Origin of the sequence: Chitinophaga pinensis DSM 2588, assembly GCF_000024005.1 — a bacterium.
Classification (GTDB): Bacteria; Bacteroidota; Bacteroidia; order Chitinophagales; family Chitinophagaceae; genus Chitinophaga; species Chitinophaga pinensis.
Genome location: NC_013132.1, coordinates 2954579 through 2975908 on the forward strand (window position 1 = coordinate 2954579; position 21330 = coordinate 2975908).

Consider the following 21330-nt stretch of genomic DNA (forward strand, 5'->3'; position numbering starts at 1 on the left):
CAGAAAATATAAGTTAACAATTTTATGAAACATCAAATTAAAGAAGCAAAAGGTAAGCTGGGTGTTTTGATGCCAGGCCTTGGCGCGGTGGCCACAACATTCATCGCCGGGGTAGAGGCAGTTAAGAAGGGATTAGCACAGCCCATCGGTTCCGTCGCTCAGATGGGACATATCCGACTGGGTAAAAGAACTGACAACAGGAACCCGCTGATCAAAGACTTTGTGTCTTTAGCAAGTCTGAATGATCTGGTATTTGGTGGTTGGGATGTATACGAAGACAACGTATACACAGCAGCTGTAAAAGCTGAAGTGCTGGACAGATTCCAGCTGGAAGCGATCAAACCTGAACTGGAAGCCATTGTTCCAATGAAGGCCGCTTTCGATAAAAACTTTGTTAAAAATCTTGACGGTACACACGTTAAAGATAACAAAACCCGTTACGAGCTGGCACAGGCCGTAATAGAAGATATTAAGAATTTCCAGAAAGAAAAAGGCTGCGACCGTGTTGTAATGGTATGGTGCGGTTCTACCGAGATCTATCACGAAGCGGCAGACGTACATATGTCCCTCGCGGCTTTCGAACAGGGTCTGAAAGATAACGACCTGCGTATCGCGCCGAGCATGATCTATGCTTATGCAGCGTTAACATTAGGTGTTCCTTTCGCAAACGGTGCTCCTAACCTGACCTGCGACATCCCTGCCCTGATCGAACTGTCTAAAAAGACAAAAACTCCGATCGCAGGTAAAGATTTCAAAACCGGACAGACCCTGATGAAGACCATCCTGGCTCCAGGTCTGACTGCACGTGCACTGGGTATGGAAGGCTGGTTCTCCACCAACATCCTGGGTAACCGTGACGGATGGGTACTGGACGATCCGGATAACTTCAAAACCAAAGAAGTTTCCAAGCTGGGCGTACTGGAAGACATCCTGCTGCCGGAAGAAAATCCTGAACTGTATGGTGATATGTACCACAAGATCAGGATCAACTATTATCCTCCACGCAAGGATAATAAAGAGAGCTGGGATAACATTGACATCATCGGCTGGATGGGCTACAAAATGCAGATCAAGATCAACTTCCTCTGCCGTGACTCCATCCTGGCTGCGCCAATCGTTCTGGACCTCGCACTGTTCATCGACTTCGCTAAACGCGCAGGTATGAGCGGTATCCAGGAATGGCTGTCTTTCTATCTGAAGTCTCCGCAAACAGCTCCAGGTCTGCGGCCTGAGCATGACATCTTCAAACAGCTCATCAAACTGCAGAATACACTGCGTTACCTGATGGGTGAAGATCTGATCACGCACCTGGGTCTGGATTATTATGAAGGTATTTTAAACGAAGAATGATCCGAATTCACAAAATATTCGCTACCAGCCTGGGTATAGGCTACATCGGCAAAGGCGGGGGCACAGTCGCAGCGGCTGTGGCAGCGCTCTGCTGGTACCTTGCACTGGCTGGTAGTGCATTTGCAGGCCTTTGGCCATTAGTATTCACCGTAGCCATCACCGTGCTCGGTATCTGGTCCGGTAATGAAGTAGAGCCTTACTGGGGTAAGGATGATAAGAAAGTAGTGATAGATGAAGTGGCCGGTATGTGTGTCAGTCTGCTGTTTTTACCGGTAAATTACTGGTATGTGCTGGCCGGACTGGTATTATTCAGATTCTTTGATATCGTTAAGCCATTAGGCATCCGCCGCACCGAACAACTGAACGGTGGTCTGGGGGTAATGATGGACGACGTGGTAGCAGGGATATATACAAACTTGTTACTGCAGATTGCCTATCACAGTAACCTTTTTGGAGGATGATTAAATTTTTAAAGGCGCAGGCCTCCTCATTAATAGCAACAGGTGTGGACTTTACCATAGTAGTCCTGCTTTCCGCGCTGGCCGGAGAATGGTCAGCCGGTGTTAATGTGATCGGCGCCCTGTCTGGCGGTATAGCCAACTTTATGATCAACAGGCAATGGGTCTTTAACAGGGAAAAAGGAGCAATAGGAGGGCAGGCATTGCGCTATGGTATCACCTGGGTGGGAAACATGCTGTTAAATACAGCAGGCGTGTGGTTGGTACTGCACTTTACAGGATGGCACGATGTTTCGAATAAAGAAACAGCGCTTAGATTATCCATCGTAAAGTTGTCGGTTTCGTTGCTGGTTGGTTTTACTTACAGTTATATAATGCAGAAGCGATTCGTTTTTAAATGATGTTAGATAGATGAATGGTAGTAAAAATATTAGTTTAGGTCTTTTGTTATTGCTTACGCTCGGCTTTAGTTCAGTATTTGCACAAACAACGACAGTTAAGGGGCTTGTTACCGATAAATCGGGCTCCCCTTTGCCATTTGTAAGCGTTTTTGTGCCTGGTACATCCTTCGGTATCTCAACAGATGCCGCAGGCCGGTACGAATTACAGTTTGATAGCCCAAAAGATAGTGTGCGCTTTTCCCTCATGGGGTATAAAGCGGTGACAATACGCATACAAAAAGGACAGGAGCAGGTACGGAACATGATACTCGACAACGGAGCTAAACAGCTCACCGAGTTTGTCGTGAAGCGTAAGAAAGAGCGATACAGAAACAAAGACAATCCGGCTGTAGAGTTGATCCGACTGGTCATTGATAATAAATCAAAGAACAGAATGGAACACTACGACTATGCGAATTATAACCAGTACGAAAAGCTGGAATTTGCATTGAGTAATCTCTCCGAAAAGATACAGAACAGCCGCTTTACCCGCAAATACAAATTTGTGTTCGAAAACCAGGATACGACCAAAATGGCCGGCCGCTCGCTGCTGCCCATGTACCTGGAAGAAAAACTCGCAGATGTCTATTTCCGGAAGGATCCAGAGAAAAAGAAAACAATCATCACTGCTGATAAGAAAGTCAGCTTTGAGAATTATATTGACAACCGTGGTCTGAGTGCTTATCTGAACCACATCTACCAGGATGTGGATATCTATGATAACAACATGATGCTGTTCACCAACCAGTTCCTCAGCCCGATCGCCAACGCAGGTCCCACCTTTTACAGATATTATATCGCTGATACGATCGTGACGGCAGACAGCTCCAAACTGATCGTACTGGAATTCTATCCGCGTAATAAAACGGACAGGTTACTGGAAGGTAAACTGTATATCACGCTCGATGGCAACTACGCCATCCAGAAAGCGGATATGACGGCGAATAAAGAGATCAACCTGAACTTTATCCGTGATTTCCACCTGTATATGGACTTTGAGAAGACTCCGGACGGGCGTTATTTCATGAATAAAAATACCCTGATGGCGGATTTCGGTCTGTTTAAGGGAAGCAGCGGCCTCTATGGGGAACGTACCGTTTCCATCAAAAACATGGTAATCAATAAGCCGATGCCGGATGGCTTCTATGCAGGAACAGCCGTCGTGCAGAATGAAGACCAGGTGCAGAAACCGGATAGCTTCTGGATCGCGAACAGGCATGATAGTCTGACGACCGCAGAATCCAAGGTATATCAGAATATTGATAGTCTGCAGAACATGAAATCCTTCAAACGGACCCTGGATATCGCCACCTTCCTGCTGGCAGGATGGAAGAGCGCAGGGCCCAAATTTGAAATAGGTCCGGTAAATACCTTCTATAACTTCAACCCGGTAGAAGGTTTTCGTCTGAGACTGGGTGGTAGAACGACGCCTAAATTCAATAAGAGTCTCTACCTGGAGGGCTACACCGCCTACGGTTTCAAGGATGAAAAGTGGAAATATTACTTCGGAGGTTCTTATGCCTTCAACCATAAGTCTATTTACGACTGGCCGGTACGCGCCCTCAAGGCAAGTTACCAGCACGATACCAAGATTCCGGGTCAGGAACTGCAGTTCGTACAGGAAGATAACTTCCTGTTGTCCTTCAAACGTGGTAATAACGATAAATGGCTGTACAACGACATTTACAGGTTGTTTTACCTCCACGAATTTGACAACCACTCATCCTTCCAGCTTGGATTCAAACACTGGGGACAGACGCCGGCAGGTACCCTGTCTTATTATAAAGGGCTTACCCAGTCAGACAGCGTAAAGAAGATCACCACAGCAGAACTGTCACTCGAACTGCGCTGGGCGCCGCACGAGGAGTTCTACCAGGGTAAGAACTTCAGAATACCCATCCCCAACAAATATCCTATTTTTACATTCAGAGCGATCGCAGGAGTTAAGGGCCTGTTCAACAGCGGCTACAATTACCAGAATCTTTCCCTGAATATTTATAAGATGGTATTCCTGGGACAGCTGGGTTACAGTGAGGTCGTTGCAGAAGGTGGCATGATCTTCGGTAAGGTACCATATCCTTTGCTGACCATTCACAGAGCGAACCAGTCATATGCTTATCAGTTACAATCGTATAACCTGATGAACTTCCTGGAGTTTGTGAGTGACCGCTATGCAGGGATAAATATTGACCATAACTTTAACGGATTTATTTTCAATAAGATACCTTTGCTGAAGAAACTGAAGTGGCGTGAAGTAGCAACCATAAAAGTACTTTATGGTGGATTGAGCAAAGAAAATGACCCACGTCAGGATCCGTCAAAGATCCAGTTCTCCAATTATGCAGATGGAACGCCGATTACCTATACTTTAGGTAGGGAGCCATATGTAGAAGGTAGTGTTGGTGTTTCTAATATATTCAAATTACTCAGGCTTGACCTGGTAAAAAGGTTTACTTATCTGGACAACCCTCTTATTTCCAACTGGGGTATCAGAGGAAGGGTCAGATTTGATTTTTAATTGATGTTTTCAATCGTAAGCCATGAAAAAACGATTCAGAGATAAACTACAGCAAGCAATTTACGTAGTGATCAACCCTTTCGTAAAAGGGCTGATTAAAATGGGGCTGACGCCAAATGCTGTCACCCTCATTGGTTTCCTGCTGAATATAGGTGTTGTTGTAATTTTTGTGACAGGCGTAGAGGAAGGTAACAGAGGCGACTTGTCATATGTAGGATGGGCCGGCGGTCTGATCCTTTTTGCCGGATTATTTGATATGCTGGATGGCCAGGTAGCCCGTTTGGGAAACATGGGGTCGCGTTTCGGCGCTTTATTTGACTCCGTACTGGACCGTTACAGTGAAATGGTGCTGTTCCTGGGTATCTGTTATTACCTGATCGGTCACCACTACTTCCTGAGCTCCATATTCGCTTTCATCGCCCTGATCGGCTCCATGATGGTGAGCTATACCAGAGCGCGTGCAGAAGGACTGGGTATCGAGTGTAAAGGCGGATTAATGCAGCGTCCTGAAAGAATTGTGATCATATCCCTTTCAGCGATCGCCTGTGGGGTGACTTCTCACTTTATCGGAGGCGACTATAAACTGTTCATTCCGGGCATTCCTTTCCATGTATTTGAGACGATTTCGATCTTCACTTTCCCGCTGTTTATTATGGCCATTATGACCAATATCACTGCAGTAGGTCGTATCCTCGATGCGAAGAAAGCGATCGATAAGCAGGATCAGGTGACCCGTGTTATCAGAAGCGCTACCACCACACCGGTGATCGCCCTGCTGATCATGGTACTACCCGTTATGGCAATGGCAAAGCCAGCCGGACAAGTGGTGAAAGAACCCAGCTTTCCTGTACCGACAGGTATCCCGACCATGCTGTTTTATATGCAGCGTACGCCTAATGCGAATACCATCGTGTATGACCTGAACATTCAGAAAGACGGTACACTCGATGAAGATGAGCCCGTAAATATTTACTGGATCAGATATACAGAGAATAGTGAAAAGAAGGGATTAAACTATATACAACGTAAATTTGCATACGGTCTGAAGGTAAAACAAGTTTCTAAAGACAAGTATGAATTGCGTTCTGTAGCCTATGACACAAAGAAGTTATACCTGATGAAATCTGCTGAAGGTCAATACCATATATACACCCAGATCGGTAGTGTAATGGCTCAGCTGAACAGAATATATCTTCACATTGAAGGAGGTTCCTTCTGGCGACCAAATGTCGTATACATAGAAATGAAAGGAATAGATCCAGCCACAGGCAGAGAAATCAAGCAGCAATTCAAGCCCTAGTTGATTGTTAAATTCGCAACGATGAGTAATAGACATTACGTTTCCAACTCTCATGAGTCTACTCAGATGTTTAAGAGTAGCCTTTTTGAGAAGCTATCAAAAGTTCATTTCAGCGTTCCGCTGTTTTTATACATCCCCGTTATCGCCTGGTGCTGCTGGACAGCCCTGTTTGTAGAGCAATCCGGTGTAATCCTCTGGGCCCTGTGCGTAGCAGCGGGTCTGTTCGTATGGTCATTTGTGGAGTATGTGATGCACCGCTTTGTATTCCATTTCGAGCCATCCTCTAAATGGGGCAGAAGACTGCACTTCATTTTCCATGGTGTACACCATGATTATCCAAACGATGCACTGCGCCTGGTATTGCCTCCTTCTGTGAGCATTCCACTGGCGACAGGCTTCTTTTTTCTGTTCAAGAGTTTTATACCTGAAGTATATTTCTATGGTTTCTTTGCAGGCTTTATAGCCGGATATCTTTTCTACGATATCTCCCACTATGCCCTGCATCATTTCAATTTCAAAGCCAGGTTCTGGAAGAAGTTAAAGAAACACCACATGATGCATCATTATGCCGATGCTACCAGGGGATATGGCGTAAGCTCATCCTTCTGGGACAAGATCTTCAGGTCAGATTTTCAAAAGTGAGATAAGATGGACGCACCTGTTCCTGCCAGGCCTACAACTGCATTTTTAGATAGGCGATATATGCTGATCGTTACCGCGGTCAGCATTGCCTATCTGCTGCTTTCCGCCTGGTTGCTTGGATTTAAGACCGATCAGCTCTGGTTGATAGCTATTTTTAATGGTTGTTATTATGCATCCCGGCCTACCCGCCGGTTTATATTAGGATTCTCGATTTTTATTTTCTACTGGATCGTGTTTGACTATATGAAGGCATTCCCGAACTATTTAACGGGACCCGTGCATATACAGGACATTTATGAGACAGAAAAGGCCTGGTTTGGTATTATGCTGGATGGCGTGAGAGTAACGCCGAATGAATACTGGTTACACAACACCCAGGTATGGCTGGATGTGCTGACCGGTTCTTTTTACCTCTGCTGGGTGCCGGTACCGCTGGCATTCGCTGCTTACCTGTTTTACAAAGACAGACTTCAGTTTATACATTTCGCCCTGACATTCATATTGGTGAACTGGATCGGGTATATTGTGTATTACACGTATCCTGCTGCTCCACCCTGGTATGTACAGGTACATGGCTTCGATTTCATCGCTAATACACTGAGTAATGCCGCCGGACTGCTAAGATTCGACGACGCTTTGCATGTGAATCTCTTCGGTTCGCTTTATGCGAAAGGATCAAATGTATTTGCCGCGATGCCATCACTGCATTCAGCCTATCCGCTGATCGTATTCTTTTATGCAAGAAAGACGACACATATCTTCTTTACGACCATCTTCGGGATTATCGCCCTGGGTATCTGGTTTGCAGCCGTTTATACCAGTCACCACTATGTGCTGGATGTAATGGCAGGCATTACCTGTGCAAGTGCCGGTATTACCTTATACAGACTTGTATTGATGAAAAGTGTGGCTTATAACGAGCGGATCGCGAAGTTCTATTCCGTGATCACGAAGTAGCTTTTTGAGTATCCAGACGGCGTAATAACTCTTCCACTTCATTTCCGTAATTGCGTTTGAAGTGAAAGCGTTGCGCCTTCTGGAGCATCTCCCTGGCCGTCTCCACATCCTGTTCCTTCAGGGATAATAAAGCCAGATTCCTGTAAGCATAAGCATTTCCTTTATTGATCTGCAATGATTTGAGTATCAGTTCTCTGGCTGCTACCGGAAATCCCAGGTGCATCAGCACATAACCTTTGTTGTTATACGCATAGGCACATTCTTCATCATACGCGATTGCCTGATCGAAATAAGAGATCGCTTCCACATACAATTCCAGGTGAATACATTCAAACCCCAGACTGTTCAATAATTCGGAAGATCCCGGATTAAGCGACAATGCATGTGCATACAGTTTCATCGCCCATTCATGATTGCCCATCTCACTGTGGCAATGCGCTACTTCGGCCAGTACGCCGGTATGCTGTGGATGTTTATGATGTACTTTGTCATAGAAGGGCAGCGCCTTCTGAAAGTTACGTTCCACTCTCCAGGTCACGCCGGATAACCACAATGCATTGACATGGTCAGGCTGCATCTGTAATACCAGGTGACATAAAGTACGGCACTTATGAATATCATTGTATTGCAGCAATGACTGCGCTTCGCTGAAGTATCTTTCCACCGCATTTTTCTTCTGCTGCGGACCATAAAACAATTGTAAAAAAGGATGGAAAAAACTGATGTAGGAAGTCTTGATCCGCGGACTGCGGAAAGGCACCTCCGTTTTCATTTTTCGTAGTGAAAGCAGCTGCTCCAGGTAGGTTTCAAAGACAATACCCAGGGACTTGAATTTGTACTGACAACGATTTTCTATGGTGAGTATTGAAAGGATAATGTGCTGTGGATGGAGTTGTTCATCCCCTAGTTTTTTCTGGAACCAGGTGGCATTTTCCAGCATCCTTTCTGCTTCCGTCATGATAGGCACCTTGGGCTTGTTGCCTGTAGGAATAGGGGCACCGGGCCGCTGTTCCCAGTCCAGTGCGTGTAACCACTGGAGCATCTTTTCCCTGTCGGCAGCCTCGATGGCTACATCGCTGGCGTAAGAGTCCAGGATACCCAGCAATATCATCTGGCTATCAATGTAATAAAGCTTCCTCTCCAGGCTGAAACTCCTGGCATAGGCAAATGCTGTCTTTAGTTCATAGGAGGAAGTTAATAGCATCAGCAATGGTTGAGTACAATATCAAATTTATGTTTTTTATGGGTATCTACCAGCTGCCAGACATCATTATTCAATGCGCTGGTAGTACAGCCCGCGGGCCTGCCAGTAAGGATTATCACAAAAACTGCTCCACCGTCAGACAAGTTTACTTGTTTTCACTGCAACTGAATTGTAACTGAAAGGGTTATCTCCCCGTAATTAAATCAGACCTCCGTTTATGGCTGAAAAACGCGTATGCTCCCCGGGGATTTTTTCCTCAAAATTTCCTTTCACCCTCCATTCTCTGCATCTTTGATATTCATATCTACCGGTTTTGTAATAATCCCTACCTTCAATACATGGAAGAATCAGACAAGCTGAAAAGGGTCGTTGAAGCCCGGATGAAACTCAAAGCGCGCTTTGAGGGAAAAATGAGCCAGACGCCGTCTATGGCAGATAACAAACCTATGGGCAGCGGCCGGCCTAATCGCCATGGTATGCCGGTGGTACCGGTAGGTCAGGTACTTACCCGTAAATGGCCGGTGCTCGACCTGGGAATAGAACCCGAAATTCCGCTGGATGAATGGAAGCTGGTGATAGACGGTGCAGTGGAACACCCGGTAGAACTGAGCTGGGATGATTTCATGGCCCTGCCACAGACGGAAGATACTTCCGATTTTCATTGTGTAACCACCTGGTCTAAACTGGATATGAACTGGAAAGGAGTGCGTTTGCTGGACCTGGCGGCATTGGCGCAGCCAAAGGAAAACGCTACACATATACTCTGTTACGGTTACGATGATTATACCACCAATATCTCTCTGGAGGAAGCCCTGAAGCCTGACGTACTGCTGGTACATACCGTAGAAGGCGCTCCTTTGCCGGTTGAGCATGGTGGTCCTGTGAGAATGATCACGCCCCAGTTATATGCCTGGAAAGGCTCCAAATGGATCCGCAGGATAGAATTCCTGACGGAGAACAAACTGGGTTTCTGGGAGGAAAGAGGCTATTCGGATACCGCCTATCCCTGGAGGAATGACCGCTATAGCTGATAAATCGCTGTAATAACGAACTGTCTCAGACAGCTTACCCACATAAAAGAGGGTGTATCATACTTTGATACACCCTCTTTTTTTATTTCCCGTACCCGTAGGCAGATAAATGTTTGATTTTTATCAGAAATGCTTTGTTATGTATAATTCTGCGCACTTAACAGTGTGTAGTTTTGTGCTCTCGTTTGAATGCATCTCTGGTCAGGCGGCAAAACAGCCGGCTCACTCAAACCGGGGATAGAAATGACCGGGTTTGGTCATTTTCATTGCGGACAAATATTTTGAGCTTTGTATACATCATTCAGATACCCCCTGCCGTGACAACTTTGGCAGTCAAGATATGTTACATGAACAGTGTAAACAGTTGTAGGTTTAGCAATGGCTGGAGTATTCCTACTTTAGCCTTTCTTTTTATTCTTCCGGTGCGAGCCAGACGAGTTTTGCACCTTTCTGTTTGCCTGTTACCTCTAGTTTCAATGTCACAAATACATTACGTTCACTGTTATAATCAGCAATATTGAACACAGATAAAGCGTGTGTTTCACCCTTTTTCAGTTTACCGAAAAACGGTGCACGTTCAGGCATTGTTGTACCGGCGGTATAAATGTAAGCCTGGCCGTTGGAAGGCACCTTCAGTTGTACGACATCGTCGGTAGTGATACCTGCATTCTGTTCTGCATCGTTTATGAGTATATACATCCTGTCTTTTATGTTCAGATAGGAGAAGGAACGATACTGATCTCCCATGATGAACTGTTGTGCCGACAGTCCGCGATGCGCCAGGTAAAAGCTGGTATAAGCGGTATTTTTCAGGTATTGTTTTTTAGGAATAAAGCTGCTGGATGTCAGTTTGTGACCGGCATCAAAAGAGCTGATCGCCATATTGTCCAGGTTATAGTAGGTATATGCCTGTCCATTGATCGGTTCGTGTTTTTCAGGGTTCAGCTCTTCGTAAATGATCGAATAACTGCCATCTGTATGCAACACCAGGTCCTGTGGTGTACCCGTATAGCTTTGTTTAGGGCCAAAGAGCTTCTTTTTCTGCGTGTCTGCCTCAGCTGGATAGATGTCCAGGAATTGCTCTGTTTTGGGCTTAAAAGGGTCTATAATCGCTAAGAATCCACTATAGGGCTGAGGGTTGGCATCTTCAATATGCGAGGTGCCCAGCAGCATTAGTTTCTTAGTGACAGGGTTGAAGCGGACGATCGCACTGTCAGCAATACGGTTATCAGGTAAGTCCAGCAGTTCTGCTGTCATTTTACGGGCGCCTTTGGTCAGGGAGAGCAGTACCAGTTGTCCTTCCCTGTCGCTGGCAGCAATCTGGTTGTAAGCGAAGCCCAGGATACATACACGGTCTTCACCTAATACCGCCATATCCAGGTAGTTCAGGGACGTGTATTTGTACGGGGGCTGATAGAATGCCCTGCTGATTTCCTGGTGCTGACCATTGTACATCACCACTTCCATCTGGTTTTTATCGGCAAATTCATTTCTGTTTCTGCGGATGAATACAGCGTAGTTGTCGCTACCGGGGTCCTTGCTCACTGCAAAGGAGTTCACCGGGTCAAATTCCGGTATCCAGCGTACGTCCATGAACTGAAACTTCTCGGCTTCCGCGATCTTCTCCTCTCTTTGCAGATTACCGGTAACACCATCGAATACGAGTCTGTACAGCAGTGGGGTTCTTTCCTCTACTTCGCTGATCAGCATAACGATAGCGCCGTCTGCTTCGAAAATGGCGTTTACGCGCGCACCTCTCAGCCTTTGAAAAATAGGATCATGATGTTTGTTGACCGCAAGTTTGTGCTGGGGATCGTAAAAAGTCAGATTGATACCATTCCTGTTGGTCAGATGGACGACCACTGTATTTCCATTCTTTAGTTGCAGGAGTTTAGCAAATCCGGACTCAGGTTCCTTAAATAAGGGTGTTTCAGCTACAGTTTTAAATTGCGCGAATGCAACTGCCTGTAATAAGGCAAGCAGACACGATAGGATAGTTGCTTTCATAGGTTCAGTTGTTCAGTTGTTAGGATTTTCCGGCACTAAGGTATCAAATATCCCCATTAGTTGTCCATAAATTCCCATGCGCTCTGGTAGGCGTTCTGCTGCTCTGCATAGGCGATAAACCCCGCATAGAAGGGCAATTGGGACAAAGTAGCGCTGTCACCTATGATTACCAGCTTCTTTCGGGCCCTTGTCATGGCCACATTCATACGTCTGATGTCAGAGAGGAAGCCGATTTTATTGTCGTTATTGCTCCTGGTCATGCTGATGTAGACAATATCTCTTTCCTGGCCCTGGAAGCTGTCGATCGTATTTACAGATATTCTGTCTCCGTAAGCCTGCAATTCAGGTACAGACAGCAGTTGTTCTTTCAGAATATGGATCTGTTGTTTATAAGGGGATATGATAGCAATGCTGGGGAATTGCTGCGGCTGATAATGTGTGTGTAGTCCTGTAACAAATTGCCGCAGGTGTTTGAACAGGAAGGCTGCTTCTTCCGGATTGGTCGTACTGGTGCCTTCTGTTTTTTCGTCAAAGCCGCAACCTGCCGTATCTACAAATGACAATGGCATATCATCGGGGAACAATGTATGCGCTGCCACAGAAGCATGTGCTTTCAGTTTATCGGCATAGAAAACAGCAGACGAATATCCCATGATCATCTCATGCATACGGTATTGTTCTTCCAGCAATACCACTGACTCAGGATGCAGGGCAATACATTTTTCCAGCAGGGTCGTACTTAAACCTTTCCTGGCTGCTTCGTCCGACTTGACAGTAGGTGACAGCTGACAATGGTCGCCGGCCAGTATCACCTTCTGCGCTTTCAATATCGGTATCCAGCAGGCCGGTTCCAGTGCCTGTCCTGCTTCATCGATAACGATGGTATGGTATTTCAGTTTACGTACGGTATAGTGATTGGCGCCGACCAGCGTAGCCGTAATGATCTGTGCTTTTGCCATCAGATCGTCCATGATATACTGTTCGGTGTTCTCTACCGATTTCATGATATTACGGGCTTCGTCAAACAGGGCTTTGCGCTGTTCACGTTCTGCTTTACCGAAGTTGCGTTTGTACTTGTGGGCCATGTCCCTGAACTCATTGGCCTGTTTTTTCAGACGTTTGATCTCCTTCATACTGGCATGTTCCGTCATGCGGCTATCCAGTGTCAGGGAAGATAAACGTTCAGAAACACGGGCAGGGTTACCTACCCTGAGTACATTAAGTCCTTCTTCAGATAGTTTTTCACTCAGCAGGTCCACAGCGGTGTTACTGGGCGCTACGACAAGTATCTGTTTATTATCCTGTTTGATCAGTGCTTTGATAGCCTGCACCAGTGTGGTGGTCTTTCCGGTACCCGGAGGGCCATGTACAATCGCGAGATCATTCGCAGCAAGTATACGATTCACCGCATGTTGCTGAGAGGCATTGAGTCTGGGAATAATAACAGGAGGGAGATTGTCGTGAAAACCGGGTGACTTTTCACCCGTCAGCACCCTGATAAGATGGTCGTTTTCTCCTTTTTCGGCAAGGGTATCAGCCTGTTTGAGTGCATTCTGCATCTCGTCATAGCTGTTGTCGTCAAAGAGGAGGTCGATACCCAGTTTGCCGTTGTTAGCCCATTCGGGCAGTTCATCGGTACGCAGGGTGATCTTCAGCTTATTACCTCCCTGGTAGGAAATCGTACCTTCTACCCGGTCGGTTTTTGGATCATGATTCGAAAAAAGTACTGCTGATACGCCAAAACGGAGCTGGTGATTGATATCCTGGTGCGTGGTGCGCTCTACTTCTACCGTGAGATAATCGCCCCGGCTCATTTCTGAACCTCTGATGGCAATAGGGTACCAGCTGAGTCCATTCGCCCTGCGCTCGGCTACAGACGTAGATGCTGTCATTTCCAGGTATGCTTTTCTGTCTTCTTCCCGCTCTGTCTTCAGTAATTCAAGCAGCTTTTTGAAATAATCCATGGTGCGAAGGTACAGCAATAATATTTTTGCCGGGGGAAGAGGTATAGGGGGAATTTGTATTTTGTTATAACAAACTATTAATAGATGTCGTTTCGTGAACAAAGTTATATTGACGAGCAGCTGAGGGAGGCAAGCCTGTTGGAAGCGCGGTTTGGTGCTGATTTTAATGCTTTTTTCTATAGTCCGCAGTTTCATCAGTATATGCTGTCGCTGACGCCCGCGGGAGTCACCCTGATGAACAGCGACAATTGGGGAGACTTGTCTGTGTATAACTTCCCTGGTCCTTTTTATACGGGAGAAACGGACACCTGTGGTACAGGCATTTATGCGATGGATAATGTGCTGTTCGATGAAAATTACCAGGAATTTGTTTTCAGACAACCAGCCAGCTATTTCGAACTCCTATGCCTGATTGACGCGGGTTATGTAGAAGTAAGGGACGGCTATTCTGCAGATGGAAATCAGCGCTGGACGTATGAACGTTGCAGATCCTGGTGGCTGACAGTTCCGTCCCTGCTGGATTGGCTGAGTAAGGACGAGGGCATGAAAAACATAAATGGCAAAATGTTGGATAATTATATTCATTATCTGCAAACAACTGCGAAGGATGACCTTAGGAAATACTGTTTCTTTCTTGAAAATGGGTACTATCCGCAAGACGGACAAACATTGCCTGAGCTGACATAAAACAAAAAGCAAAGACCGGATATCCATTGATCCGGCCTTCGTCTTTTATGGCTTTTTAAGACGTGCCAGAATATTGGTCGTATAACTCACATCCTTCGTAATGTTCCCGTTCTGATCCTTGTTATGATAGCTGCATCCGAAGATAAACTCCATCATACCAGCTCCCCGGAAGGAGGTTCGCAGGGTATCTGCAATCTTCAGTTCTTCTCCCGCAGGTGTTTGCTGACCAGCTGTGATGGCACAGCCTGCGCCCACCCCGACCAGTACATTCTGCTGATTACCGATGGCATCTGTATATGATTTTACAATGCTTCTGATCTGATTGGCGCTATTCCAGTAAGACATGGTCTGTACATAATCCAGGTATTGTCTGGAACGTTTGATCTGCGCAGTGTTGTAGTTGTTATAGTCCACTACTGACAGGATTCTGCCCGTACCGGATGCAGGACCTGCTACCTTACTCAGGGCAATGACGCCACTGTCGATGTTGGCGGTCCGGCCACTGCTGTATTCCAGATCCAGGTCTACACCGTCCAGTTTCCATTTATCGAGAGAGTCCCTGACTACTTTTGCCATAGAGTCAGCTGCTGCAGCCGACAGCTTGACCAGTGAACCGGCAAAGGAGGTAGCTACTACCCTGATACCACGTTTTTGCAGGGCATATGCTTTGGTCAATACATCGCTCCATTCGTTCTGACCGGATACGCCTCTGTGTTCAAATTCCCATCCACCTGCGGCTGTTCTGCCGATACCCAGCGTAAAGATATTCACTACGTCTACGCCATCAGGTACTGCGTCCAGGGGACCAACAGATGACCTGTCGTAACAACAGCCTCCCCAGTATTCTACCATTGCAGGACGTTTGGTGAGGGTAATACCGAAAAACGGAGAACGATCTTCCTCATGGGTAGTATCTGTACCACCGCCGTTACCCGGCTGGTCAGGGTTATTGTCTTTTTTACAGGAATTGGATAAAGTCAGCACGGCTCCGATGCAGGCAAACAAGACAGCGTACCTTAACATAAAGTAAAATTTGGGTTTCATGTGTGTAACCGGTCGTTTAAAACGTTATAAAAATGGGTGTAGTTTATCAGTAGATGTCGACATAGACAGGCAGCCCCGGTCACCAGGAGCAGGTATAATGATAAATATGATGACGGGAAAGTGGGTATGAGGCAATCGCTGACAGCTATAATAAACGCATGAAAACACATATTCGTATAATTGGCGGACTTGTTTTAAGAAATAGCTATTTTAGGAGTGGTGACAGATTTTTTTCAGATTTGGCCCCGATATTTGTTCATACTGGTCCGGAAACTTCAATTTATTTATGATGTGATATGGATTTGATACTAACAGCACAGATAACGGAGAAATATGTAGTTGATCTTTATGAACGGCTGACGCCTTCCTCCCTGCTATACCATAATTTATCCCATACGCAGAAGGTGGTAGCGCACGCAACAGAGATCGCCACTTATTACCAGCTGGACGAACAGACTTTATTTATCATAAAAGCAGCCGCATGGTTTCATGATACCGGTCACCTGGTAGCGGAAATGGCCGTACATGAGGCAGCCAGCGTCAACCTGATGCGCACCTTTATGGAAACGCAGCAGATCAGTGATACACTCATAGACGAGATCTCCCGTTGCATCATGGTAACGCGCTTCCCTTCTCATCCGCAAACACTTCCCGAGTCAATTATTTGTGATGCAGATACTTATCACTTCGGAACGTCCGAATTTAAAATAACGGACGACCTGGTGAGAGAAGAATTTCAACTAAGACTATGCAGGCAATTTCCTGACTGGTACGAAGGAGCTTTGGGGTTATTGAAGTCCCATCATTTCTTTACTACCTACTGTCAAAAAAAATTAGATAGTGGAAAATTTAATAATATTTTATATATTGAAAAAAAATTAGAAAACAGATCTGTCTGAAGACCGTTTCTTTGGATTGTCTACAGAATTGTCTTTTAATTTTACCTATGACTAATCAGCATGTTATGAACGTGTCCTATACCAGCCACTGATAACATCCACAAAAAATTTACGCACCTACAACTGTTAAGATTATGCTTAAAAAAGTGTTCAGCTTTTTGCTGCCTGCTATTGTCTTTTGTGCTCAGTACTCAACCGCACAGCAATCTTCACTGACAACATTAGAGCTATCCGAAACTGATTCCGTGTATGGTTACGTGCAACCACCTTCCAAACATCTTGATGGTCGTTTAATTGCTATTCCGGTTACTTTTATTGCTTACGGCGCTGCTTCTCTGAAACTGGGTGATCTGAAGAAGCTGAATACGCATATGAATAATGAGATCTTCCTGGAAAGCCGCCACAAACCCTTACATTTTGATAATTATCTGCAATACGGACCTGCGGTGATGGTATATGGCCTGAACCTGGTGGGGATAAAGGGAAAGAATAATTTTATCGATCGTACGATGATCTATGGTATCTCCAATGCCATCCTGGGAGCTACCGTAATGACGACAAAACACTTCACCCATGAGTGGAGACCTGATGGCTCCAATCAGATGTCATTTCCTTCCGGACATACCGCTACTGCTTTTGCCGCAGCAGAATTCATGAGAAGAGAATACCAGGACAAATCCGTATGGTACGGTGTTGCCGGTTATGCGATGGCAGTTACAACGGGTTATATGCGTATGTACAATAACAGGCACTGGTTTGGAGATGTAGTGGCAGGTGCTGGTGTAGGTATTCTGTCAACAGATCTGGCTTATTTTCTCTATCCTAAGATGAAACGGATCTTTACCGGTACAAAAGATAACGGGGCTACCGTTGTTACGCCGACTTACCACGATGGCGCTGTGGGATTATCCTTGGTGCATATGTTCAAATAAATATTTATATACTGTTACCGGTATCCCCACATTCGGGGATATGCTACCCGCTTCTTTCTACAGACCTTCGTCCCGTCAATACGGATGATGTCTAAATCTAAATCGAAATTATCGGGCTTGTGTAAAACACCTGAACAGTATGCGCATCCTATTGTATAAAAAAAGGGAATTACATGATGTAATTCCCTTTATATTTTTAGTTATTCACGACTGGCATCAGTCCCCTGAAGTTCCCCTGTATCACAGCTTCTGTGTAATCCAGCACATAACTTATACGATAGGTTTCAGAAGGGTCTTTTTCGATCTTTATACTGCCGGAGCGAAGCTCAGATAATTGCGTTCCGGTACCATTTACGATATTACCGTTGCTGAAATCAGCGTCCAGCCCTGTTGTTGCAATGCTGAAGTTTTTCTTTTTGTCAAATGAAGCAGACTCTCTCGGCATGTACATATAGGTCTGTCCATTGACAAATGTATCTATCTCCACCTGTATACCGGTTACTTTACCGGAGAAAGAAAGGTTATTCACATTCGCATTTGATATCAGCATTCTGCCGCCTTCTTCTGTACTCCACTGGATACGGAAGCCGTAGGGAGTTTCAATAGGATTGCCGCTGTTAAGGCTGAATGTGTTTTCCGGCACCTGGTCAGAGCCGTCTTTGTCTTTACTACATGCAGAAAATAATGCAACAGCAATAGCGCAACAGAAGATTAATCTTTTCATGGTTTTTTGTCTTGTCGTTTAAGAAGTTCAGGTTTAAAAAGTATGGTTACATTTCGAACGTACAGTAGTTCTCATTGTAGGCAGCATGGCTCACAAAACGGCAACAATAATGCCAGATATCAGAGGAGCCGGCCATATCCCCGGGTTTGGGGATAGGCTTATTTTATCTGTGCTATCCATTCTTTCATGGTGTGCAATACTGTCAACAGCTGTTCATCACTGATGATATATGGAGGCATCAGGTAAAGTACATTGCCTATAGGACGTAACCAGGCACCTTTCTTTTGCGCAAACTCCTTGAAACCTGCCAGACACTGTGCATCTTTCATCTCCAGCGCACCAATGGCGCCGATCGTGCGTTTATGTATAACAGCTGGTGCATTGATGCTGTCAAACTGTTCCCGGATAATGTCTTGTATATGGGCGATTTTCTCCAGGTAGTTTTCAGACTGTATGATATCGATGCTTTGCAGGGCGACTGCACAGGCAAGCGGATTGGCCATAAAAGTAGGACCATGCATAAGTGCCTTTTCATAGTTATCTCCCAGAAAACTATCAAAGACAGCAGTAGTGGCCAGTGTGGCGGCATGACCCATATAACCGGCAGTCAATGCTTTTCCCAGGATCATCAGATCTGGTGTGATACCTGCATGATCTGCTGCAAACAATTTCCCTGTACGCCCAAAGCCAGTGGCTACTTCATCAAATACCAGCAACACATTGTATTTCGTACACAGTTCTCTGGCTAGTTTAAGATATAAAGGAGAATAAATATGAAAGCCACCTGCACATTGTACAAGAGGTTCAACAATGAAAGCGGCAATATTTCCATGCCCGCGTATCAACAAAGCTTCCAGCTGATCTGCCGCCTGTCGTACTGTAGCTGCATCTGCATCAAATCCACCCGTAGGAATATCAAGTATAAAACCCCGGTTCAATACATCTGCAAAAGCCCTGGTAAAGTCTGAATCATCACTGACTTCCATTGCCTTGAAAGTATCGCCATGATAACCGTTTCTCAACGAGATGATCTTACTTTTACCATTATATCCCAGGTTCCGCCAGTACTGAATACACATCTTCAATGCTACTTCCACACCAATGGAACCACTATCAGAAAAGAACACATGATTCAGTCCTTCAGGCGTAATACTAACCAGCTTTTCAGCGAGATCAAGGGCAGGATGATGTGTCATACCACCCAGCATGACATGGGCAAATTTATTGGCCTGCTGAAGGAGTGCGGTATTGAGTACGGGATGATTATAACCATGAATGACTGCCCACCAGGAAGAAATTCCATCTATCAGTGAACGGCCGTCTTCCAGGTGCATGATCACGCCTTCTCCTGCTACCATTCTGGGCAATTCGCTGATCTGTCTCATCTGTGTATAAGGATACCAGAGGGCGTGTGTAGATTTCGGTGCTGACATCATTTTTAATTAACAATTAGGAATTAGGAATTAAGAATGAAGGATGGCCGTAATTGGCATCAATTCCTAATTCTTAATTCCTAATTCCTAATTTTTTATGTGTATAATTTGCCGCAAATATAGAGCATCAGCACTAACTTTCTTCGGGTTGAAGCACCGATAAGATATTCCCTGCCGGGTCTTCAAACCAGGCTATCAAGGGCCAGCCCTGCCGGCAGATACCCTTTTCATCTGTCTTGATGGGCTCTCCATATTGGAGGAAACGGATGCCTCTTGCCGTCAGGCCGTCTACCGCTTCATCTATATCCTTCACCGGGAAATTGAGGATCGTAAAGCTGGCCGCAGAGTGATTCGGCTTCTCATAGACGATGATATGTCCGCCGCCATTGATGTTCAGCTGCAACATCCCCTCCATGAGGTCTTCTACATCGAGGCCGAGTGTATCTGCATAAAAACTCCTTGCTTTCGCGATATCATTGACGGAAAATCCGCTGAATGCTTTCGTATGCCTGAACATAATGTGAGGTTTTTGGTGATACTGAAACGGCATCAATAAGCGGGCCGGATCGGCTCCTGTTTAATATGAACAAATTGTAATTATCTTATAAGTGTGTGAAAAATTGTATATTTGCGTCCCTTATCTATGAACCTGGCTATAGATAACACCAAACAACATTTTGTAACCCTAAAAGACTTCACAAATTCAGAAGTACAACAATGGAAAGGAAATTAGTGTCCCCGGTTGTCATTGACGACGTACAACCAATTGAGGGTGCGGACCTTATTGAAGTAGCCACCGTTAAGGGGTGGAAACTCGTTATTAAAAAAGGAGAATTCGTAACAGGCGATCACGCCGTCTATTGCGAAATTGATTCTTTCCTGCCGGTAAAGGAGGAATTCGAATTCCTGAGAAAAAGCTCATTCCGTAGAATGGGAGAGCAGGAGGGCTTCAGGCTCAAAACAATGAGGATGAGAGGACAGATCTCTCAGGGGCTCTTATTGCCTATCAGACTGCTGGATGGCTACACTTACCAGTTAGGTGAGGATGTATCCGCACACCTGGGCGTGGTGAAATACGAACCTCCTATGCCTGCTGCATTAGGTGGTATCGCCAAAGGAAACTTCCCTTCCTTTATCCCTAAAACGGATGAAGAAAGAATCCAGAACCTCAGCAAAGAGTTTGAATCATACAAACAACATACATTTTATGTAACGGAAAAACTGGACGGTTCTTCTGTGACATACTACATGAACGAAGGTTTGTTTGGCGTATGTTCCCGTAACCTGGACCTTGAAGCATCTGAAGATAACAGTTTCTGGAAGGTGGCTGAAAAGGAGAATATTGCTGCTAAACTGGCTGCCCTTGGTAAGAATATCGCAATACAGGGTGAGCTGATCGGTGAAGGTATACAGGGCAATGCATACGGTTTCCGCGGACAAACAGCACGGTTTTTCAATGCGTTTGATATTGATGCTTACAGGTACCTCGGACTGGAAGAATTCACTGCGCTGATAGCATCGCTTGACTTGCAGACAGTACCTATCCTGGACCTGAATTATACCTTACCTGCTACATTGGATGAAATGCTGACCATCGCAGATGGCGCTTCCGTATTGAGTCCGCAGGGTAAGTCTGTAGAAAGGGAAGGACTGGTAATCAGATCCACCGACAGAAAGATTTCATTCAAGGTGATTTCAAATAAATTCCTTTTGAACGAAAGATAAAAACAAATGCGTCCG

19 protein-coding genes are annotated in these 21330 nt (G+C 45.4%); 12 read left to right on the forward strand and 7 right to left on the reverse strand.

Features of this window, described 5'->3' with window-relative positions; genetic code table 11:
* Positions 1 to 24: 24 nt before the first annotated feature.
* Genes CPIN_RS12005 through CPIN_RS12035 form a run of 7 tightly spaced genes read left to right on the forward strand, consistent with a single transcriptional unit; the run spans position 25 to position 7665 of the window.
* A complete protein-coding gene (locus tag CPIN_RS12005) occupies positions 25 to 1350 on the forward strand; it encodes an inositol-3-phosphate synthase (RefSeq protein ID WP_012790067.1) in 1326 nt (441 codons plus the stop codon).
* Entirely contained in the window at positions 1347 to 1811 is a 465-nt protein-coding gene (locus tag CPIN_RS12010; RefSeq protein WP_012790068.1) for a phosphatidylglycerophosphatase A family protein, read from the forward strand. Before CPIN_RS12005 ends, CPIN_RS12010 begins: the two co-directional genes overlap by 4 nt.
* Entirely contained in the window at positions 1808 to 2209 is a 402-nt protein-coding gene (locus tag CPIN_RS12015; RefSeq protein ID WP_012790069.1) for a GtrA family protein, read from the forward strand. Before CPIN_RS12010 ends, CPIN_RS12015 begins: the two co-directional genes overlap by 4 nt.
* Before the next feature lie 10 nt (positions 2210 to 2219).
* Positions 2220 to 4766 carry a DUF5686 and carboxypeptidase-like regulatory domain-containing protein gene (locus tag CPIN_RS12020; protein WP_012790070.1) on the forward strand — a complete coding sequence of 849 codons (2547 nt, stop codon included), beginning with the start codon at positions 2220 to 2222 and terminating at the stop codon, positions 4764 to 4766.
* A 22-nt stretch (positions 4767 to 4788) separates the two neighbouring features.
* A complete protein-coding gene (locus tag CPIN_RS12025; protein ID WP_012790071.1) occupies positions 4789 to 6066 on the forward strand; it encodes a DUF4833 domain-containing protein in 1278 nt (425 codons plus the stop codon).
* Between the two features lie 21 nt (positions 6067 to 6087).
* On the forward strand, positions 6088 to 6708 hold the full coding sequence (locus tag CPIN_RS12030; RefSeq protein WP_012790072.1) for a sterol desaturase family protein: 621 nt from the start codon (positions 6088 to 6090) through the stop codon (positions 6706 to 6708).
* Positions 6709 to 6768: 60 nt separating this feature from the next.
* On the forward strand, positions 6769 to 7665 hold the full coding sequence (locus tag CPIN_RS12035) for a phosphatase PAP2 family protein (RefSeq protein WP_245552106.1): 897 nt from the start codon (positions 6769 to 6771) through the stop codon (positions 7663 to 7665).
* Here the strand turns inward: CPIN_RS12035 and CPIN_RS12040 are convergent.
* Positions 7655 to 8869, reverse strand: coding sequence for a tetratricopeptide repeat protein (locus CPIN_RS12040; protein WP_012790074.1), 1215 nt, complete (start codon positions 8867 to 8869; stop codon positions 7655 to 7657). The genes CPIN_RS12035 and CPIN_RS12040 overlap by 11 nt on opposite strands.
* A 338-nt stretch (positions 8870 to 9207) precedes the next feature.
* On the opposite strand from CPIN_RS12040, the gene CPIN_RS12045 reads away from it, so the two are divergent.
* Entirely contained in the window at positions 9208 to 9900 is a 693-nt protein-coding gene (locus CPIN_RS12045; protein WP_012790076.1) for a sulfite oxidase-like oxidoreductase, read from the forward strand.
* 411 nt (positions 9901 to 10311) lie between these two features.
* Here CPIN_RS12045 and CPIN_RS12050 read toward each other — a convergent pair whose 3' ends face one another.
* Positions 10312 to 11907: a hypothetical protein gene (locus tag CPIN_RS12050; RefSeq protein ID WP_012790077.1), complete on the reverse strand. Its 1596-nt coding sequence runs from the start codon at positions 11905 to 11907 to the stop codon at positions 10312 to 10314.
* A gap of 56 nt (positions 11908 to 11963) precedes the next feature.
* Complete coding sequence (locus CPIN_RS12055) at positions 11964 to 13871, reverse strand: AAA domain-containing protein (RefSeq protein ID WP_012790078.1); 1908 nt, start codon at positions 13869 to 13871, stop codon at positions 11964 to 11966.
* An 84-nt stretch (positions 13872 to 13955) separates the two neighbouring features.
* On the opposite strand from CPIN_RS12055, the gene CPIN_RS12060 reads away from it, so the two are divergent.
* Entirely contained in the window at positions 13956 to 14558 is a 603-nt protein-coding gene (locus CPIN_RS12060; protein WP_012790079.1) for a hypothetical protein, read from the forward strand.
* Positions 14559 to 14603: 45 nt separating this feature from the next.
* Here CPIN_RS12060 and CPIN_RS12065 read toward each other — a convergent pair whose 3' ends face one another.
* Positions 14604 to 15581, reverse strand: coding sequence for an EndoS/ChiA family endoglycosidase (locus CPIN_RS12065; protein WP_187294756.1), 978 nt, complete (start codon positions 15579 to 15581; stop codon positions 14604 to 14606).
* Between the two features lie 317 nt (positions 15582 to 15898).
* Between CPIN_RS12065 and CPIN_RS12070 the strand changes: the two genes are divergently transcribed.
* Together CPIN_RS12070 and CPIN_RS12075 are read left to right on the forward strand one after the other, a co-directional pair.
* A complete protein-coding gene (locus CPIN_RS12070; RefSeq protein ID WP_012790081.1) occupies positions 15899 to 16501 on the forward strand; it encodes an HD domain-containing protein in 603 nt (200 codons plus the stop codon).
* 134 nt (positions 16502 to 16635) lie between these two features.
* Positions 16636 to 17433, forward strand: a complete 798-nt coding sequence (locus CPIN_RS12075) for a phosphatase PAP2 family protein (protein WP_012790082.1) — start codon at positions 16636 to 16638, stop codon at positions 17431 to 17433.
* A gap of 196 nt (positions 17434 to 17629) precedes the next feature.
* On the opposite strand, the gene CPIN_RS12080 is transcribed toward CPIN_RS12075, so the two are convergent.
* The 3 genes from CPIN_RS12080 to CPIN_RS12090 form a co-directional block, all read right to left on the reverse strand.
* On the reverse strand, positions 17630 to 18157 hold the full coding sequence (locus CPIN_RS12080) for a hypothetical protein (RefSeq protein ID WP_012790083.1): 528 nt from the start codon (positions 18155 to 18157) through the stop codon (positions 17630 to 17632).
* 158 nt (positions 18158 to 18315) lie between these two features.
* Entirely contained in the window at positions 18316 to 19590 is a 1275-nt protein-coding gene (gene bioA, locus CPIN_RS12085) for an adenosylmethionine--8-amino-7-oxononanoate transaminase (protein WP_044218460.1), read from the reverse strand.
* 133 nt (positions 19591 to 19723) lie between these two features.
* Positions 19724 to 20107: a VOC family protein gene (locus CPIN_RS12090; protein WP_012790085.1), complete on the reverse strand. Its 384-nt coding sequence runs from the start codon at positions 20105 to 20107 to the stop codon at positions 19724 to 19726.
* Between the two features lie 200 nt (positions 20108 to 20307).
* Here CPIN_RS12090 and CPIN_RS12095 point away from each other — a divergent pair, with 200 nt between their 5' ends.
* Positions 20308 to 21315, forward strand: a complete 1008-nt coding sequence (locus CPIN_RS12095) for an RNA ligase (ATP) (protein ID WP_012790086.1) — start codon at positions 20308 to 20310, stop codon at positions 21313 to 21315.
* Positions 21316 to 21330: the final 15 nt, after the last annotated feature.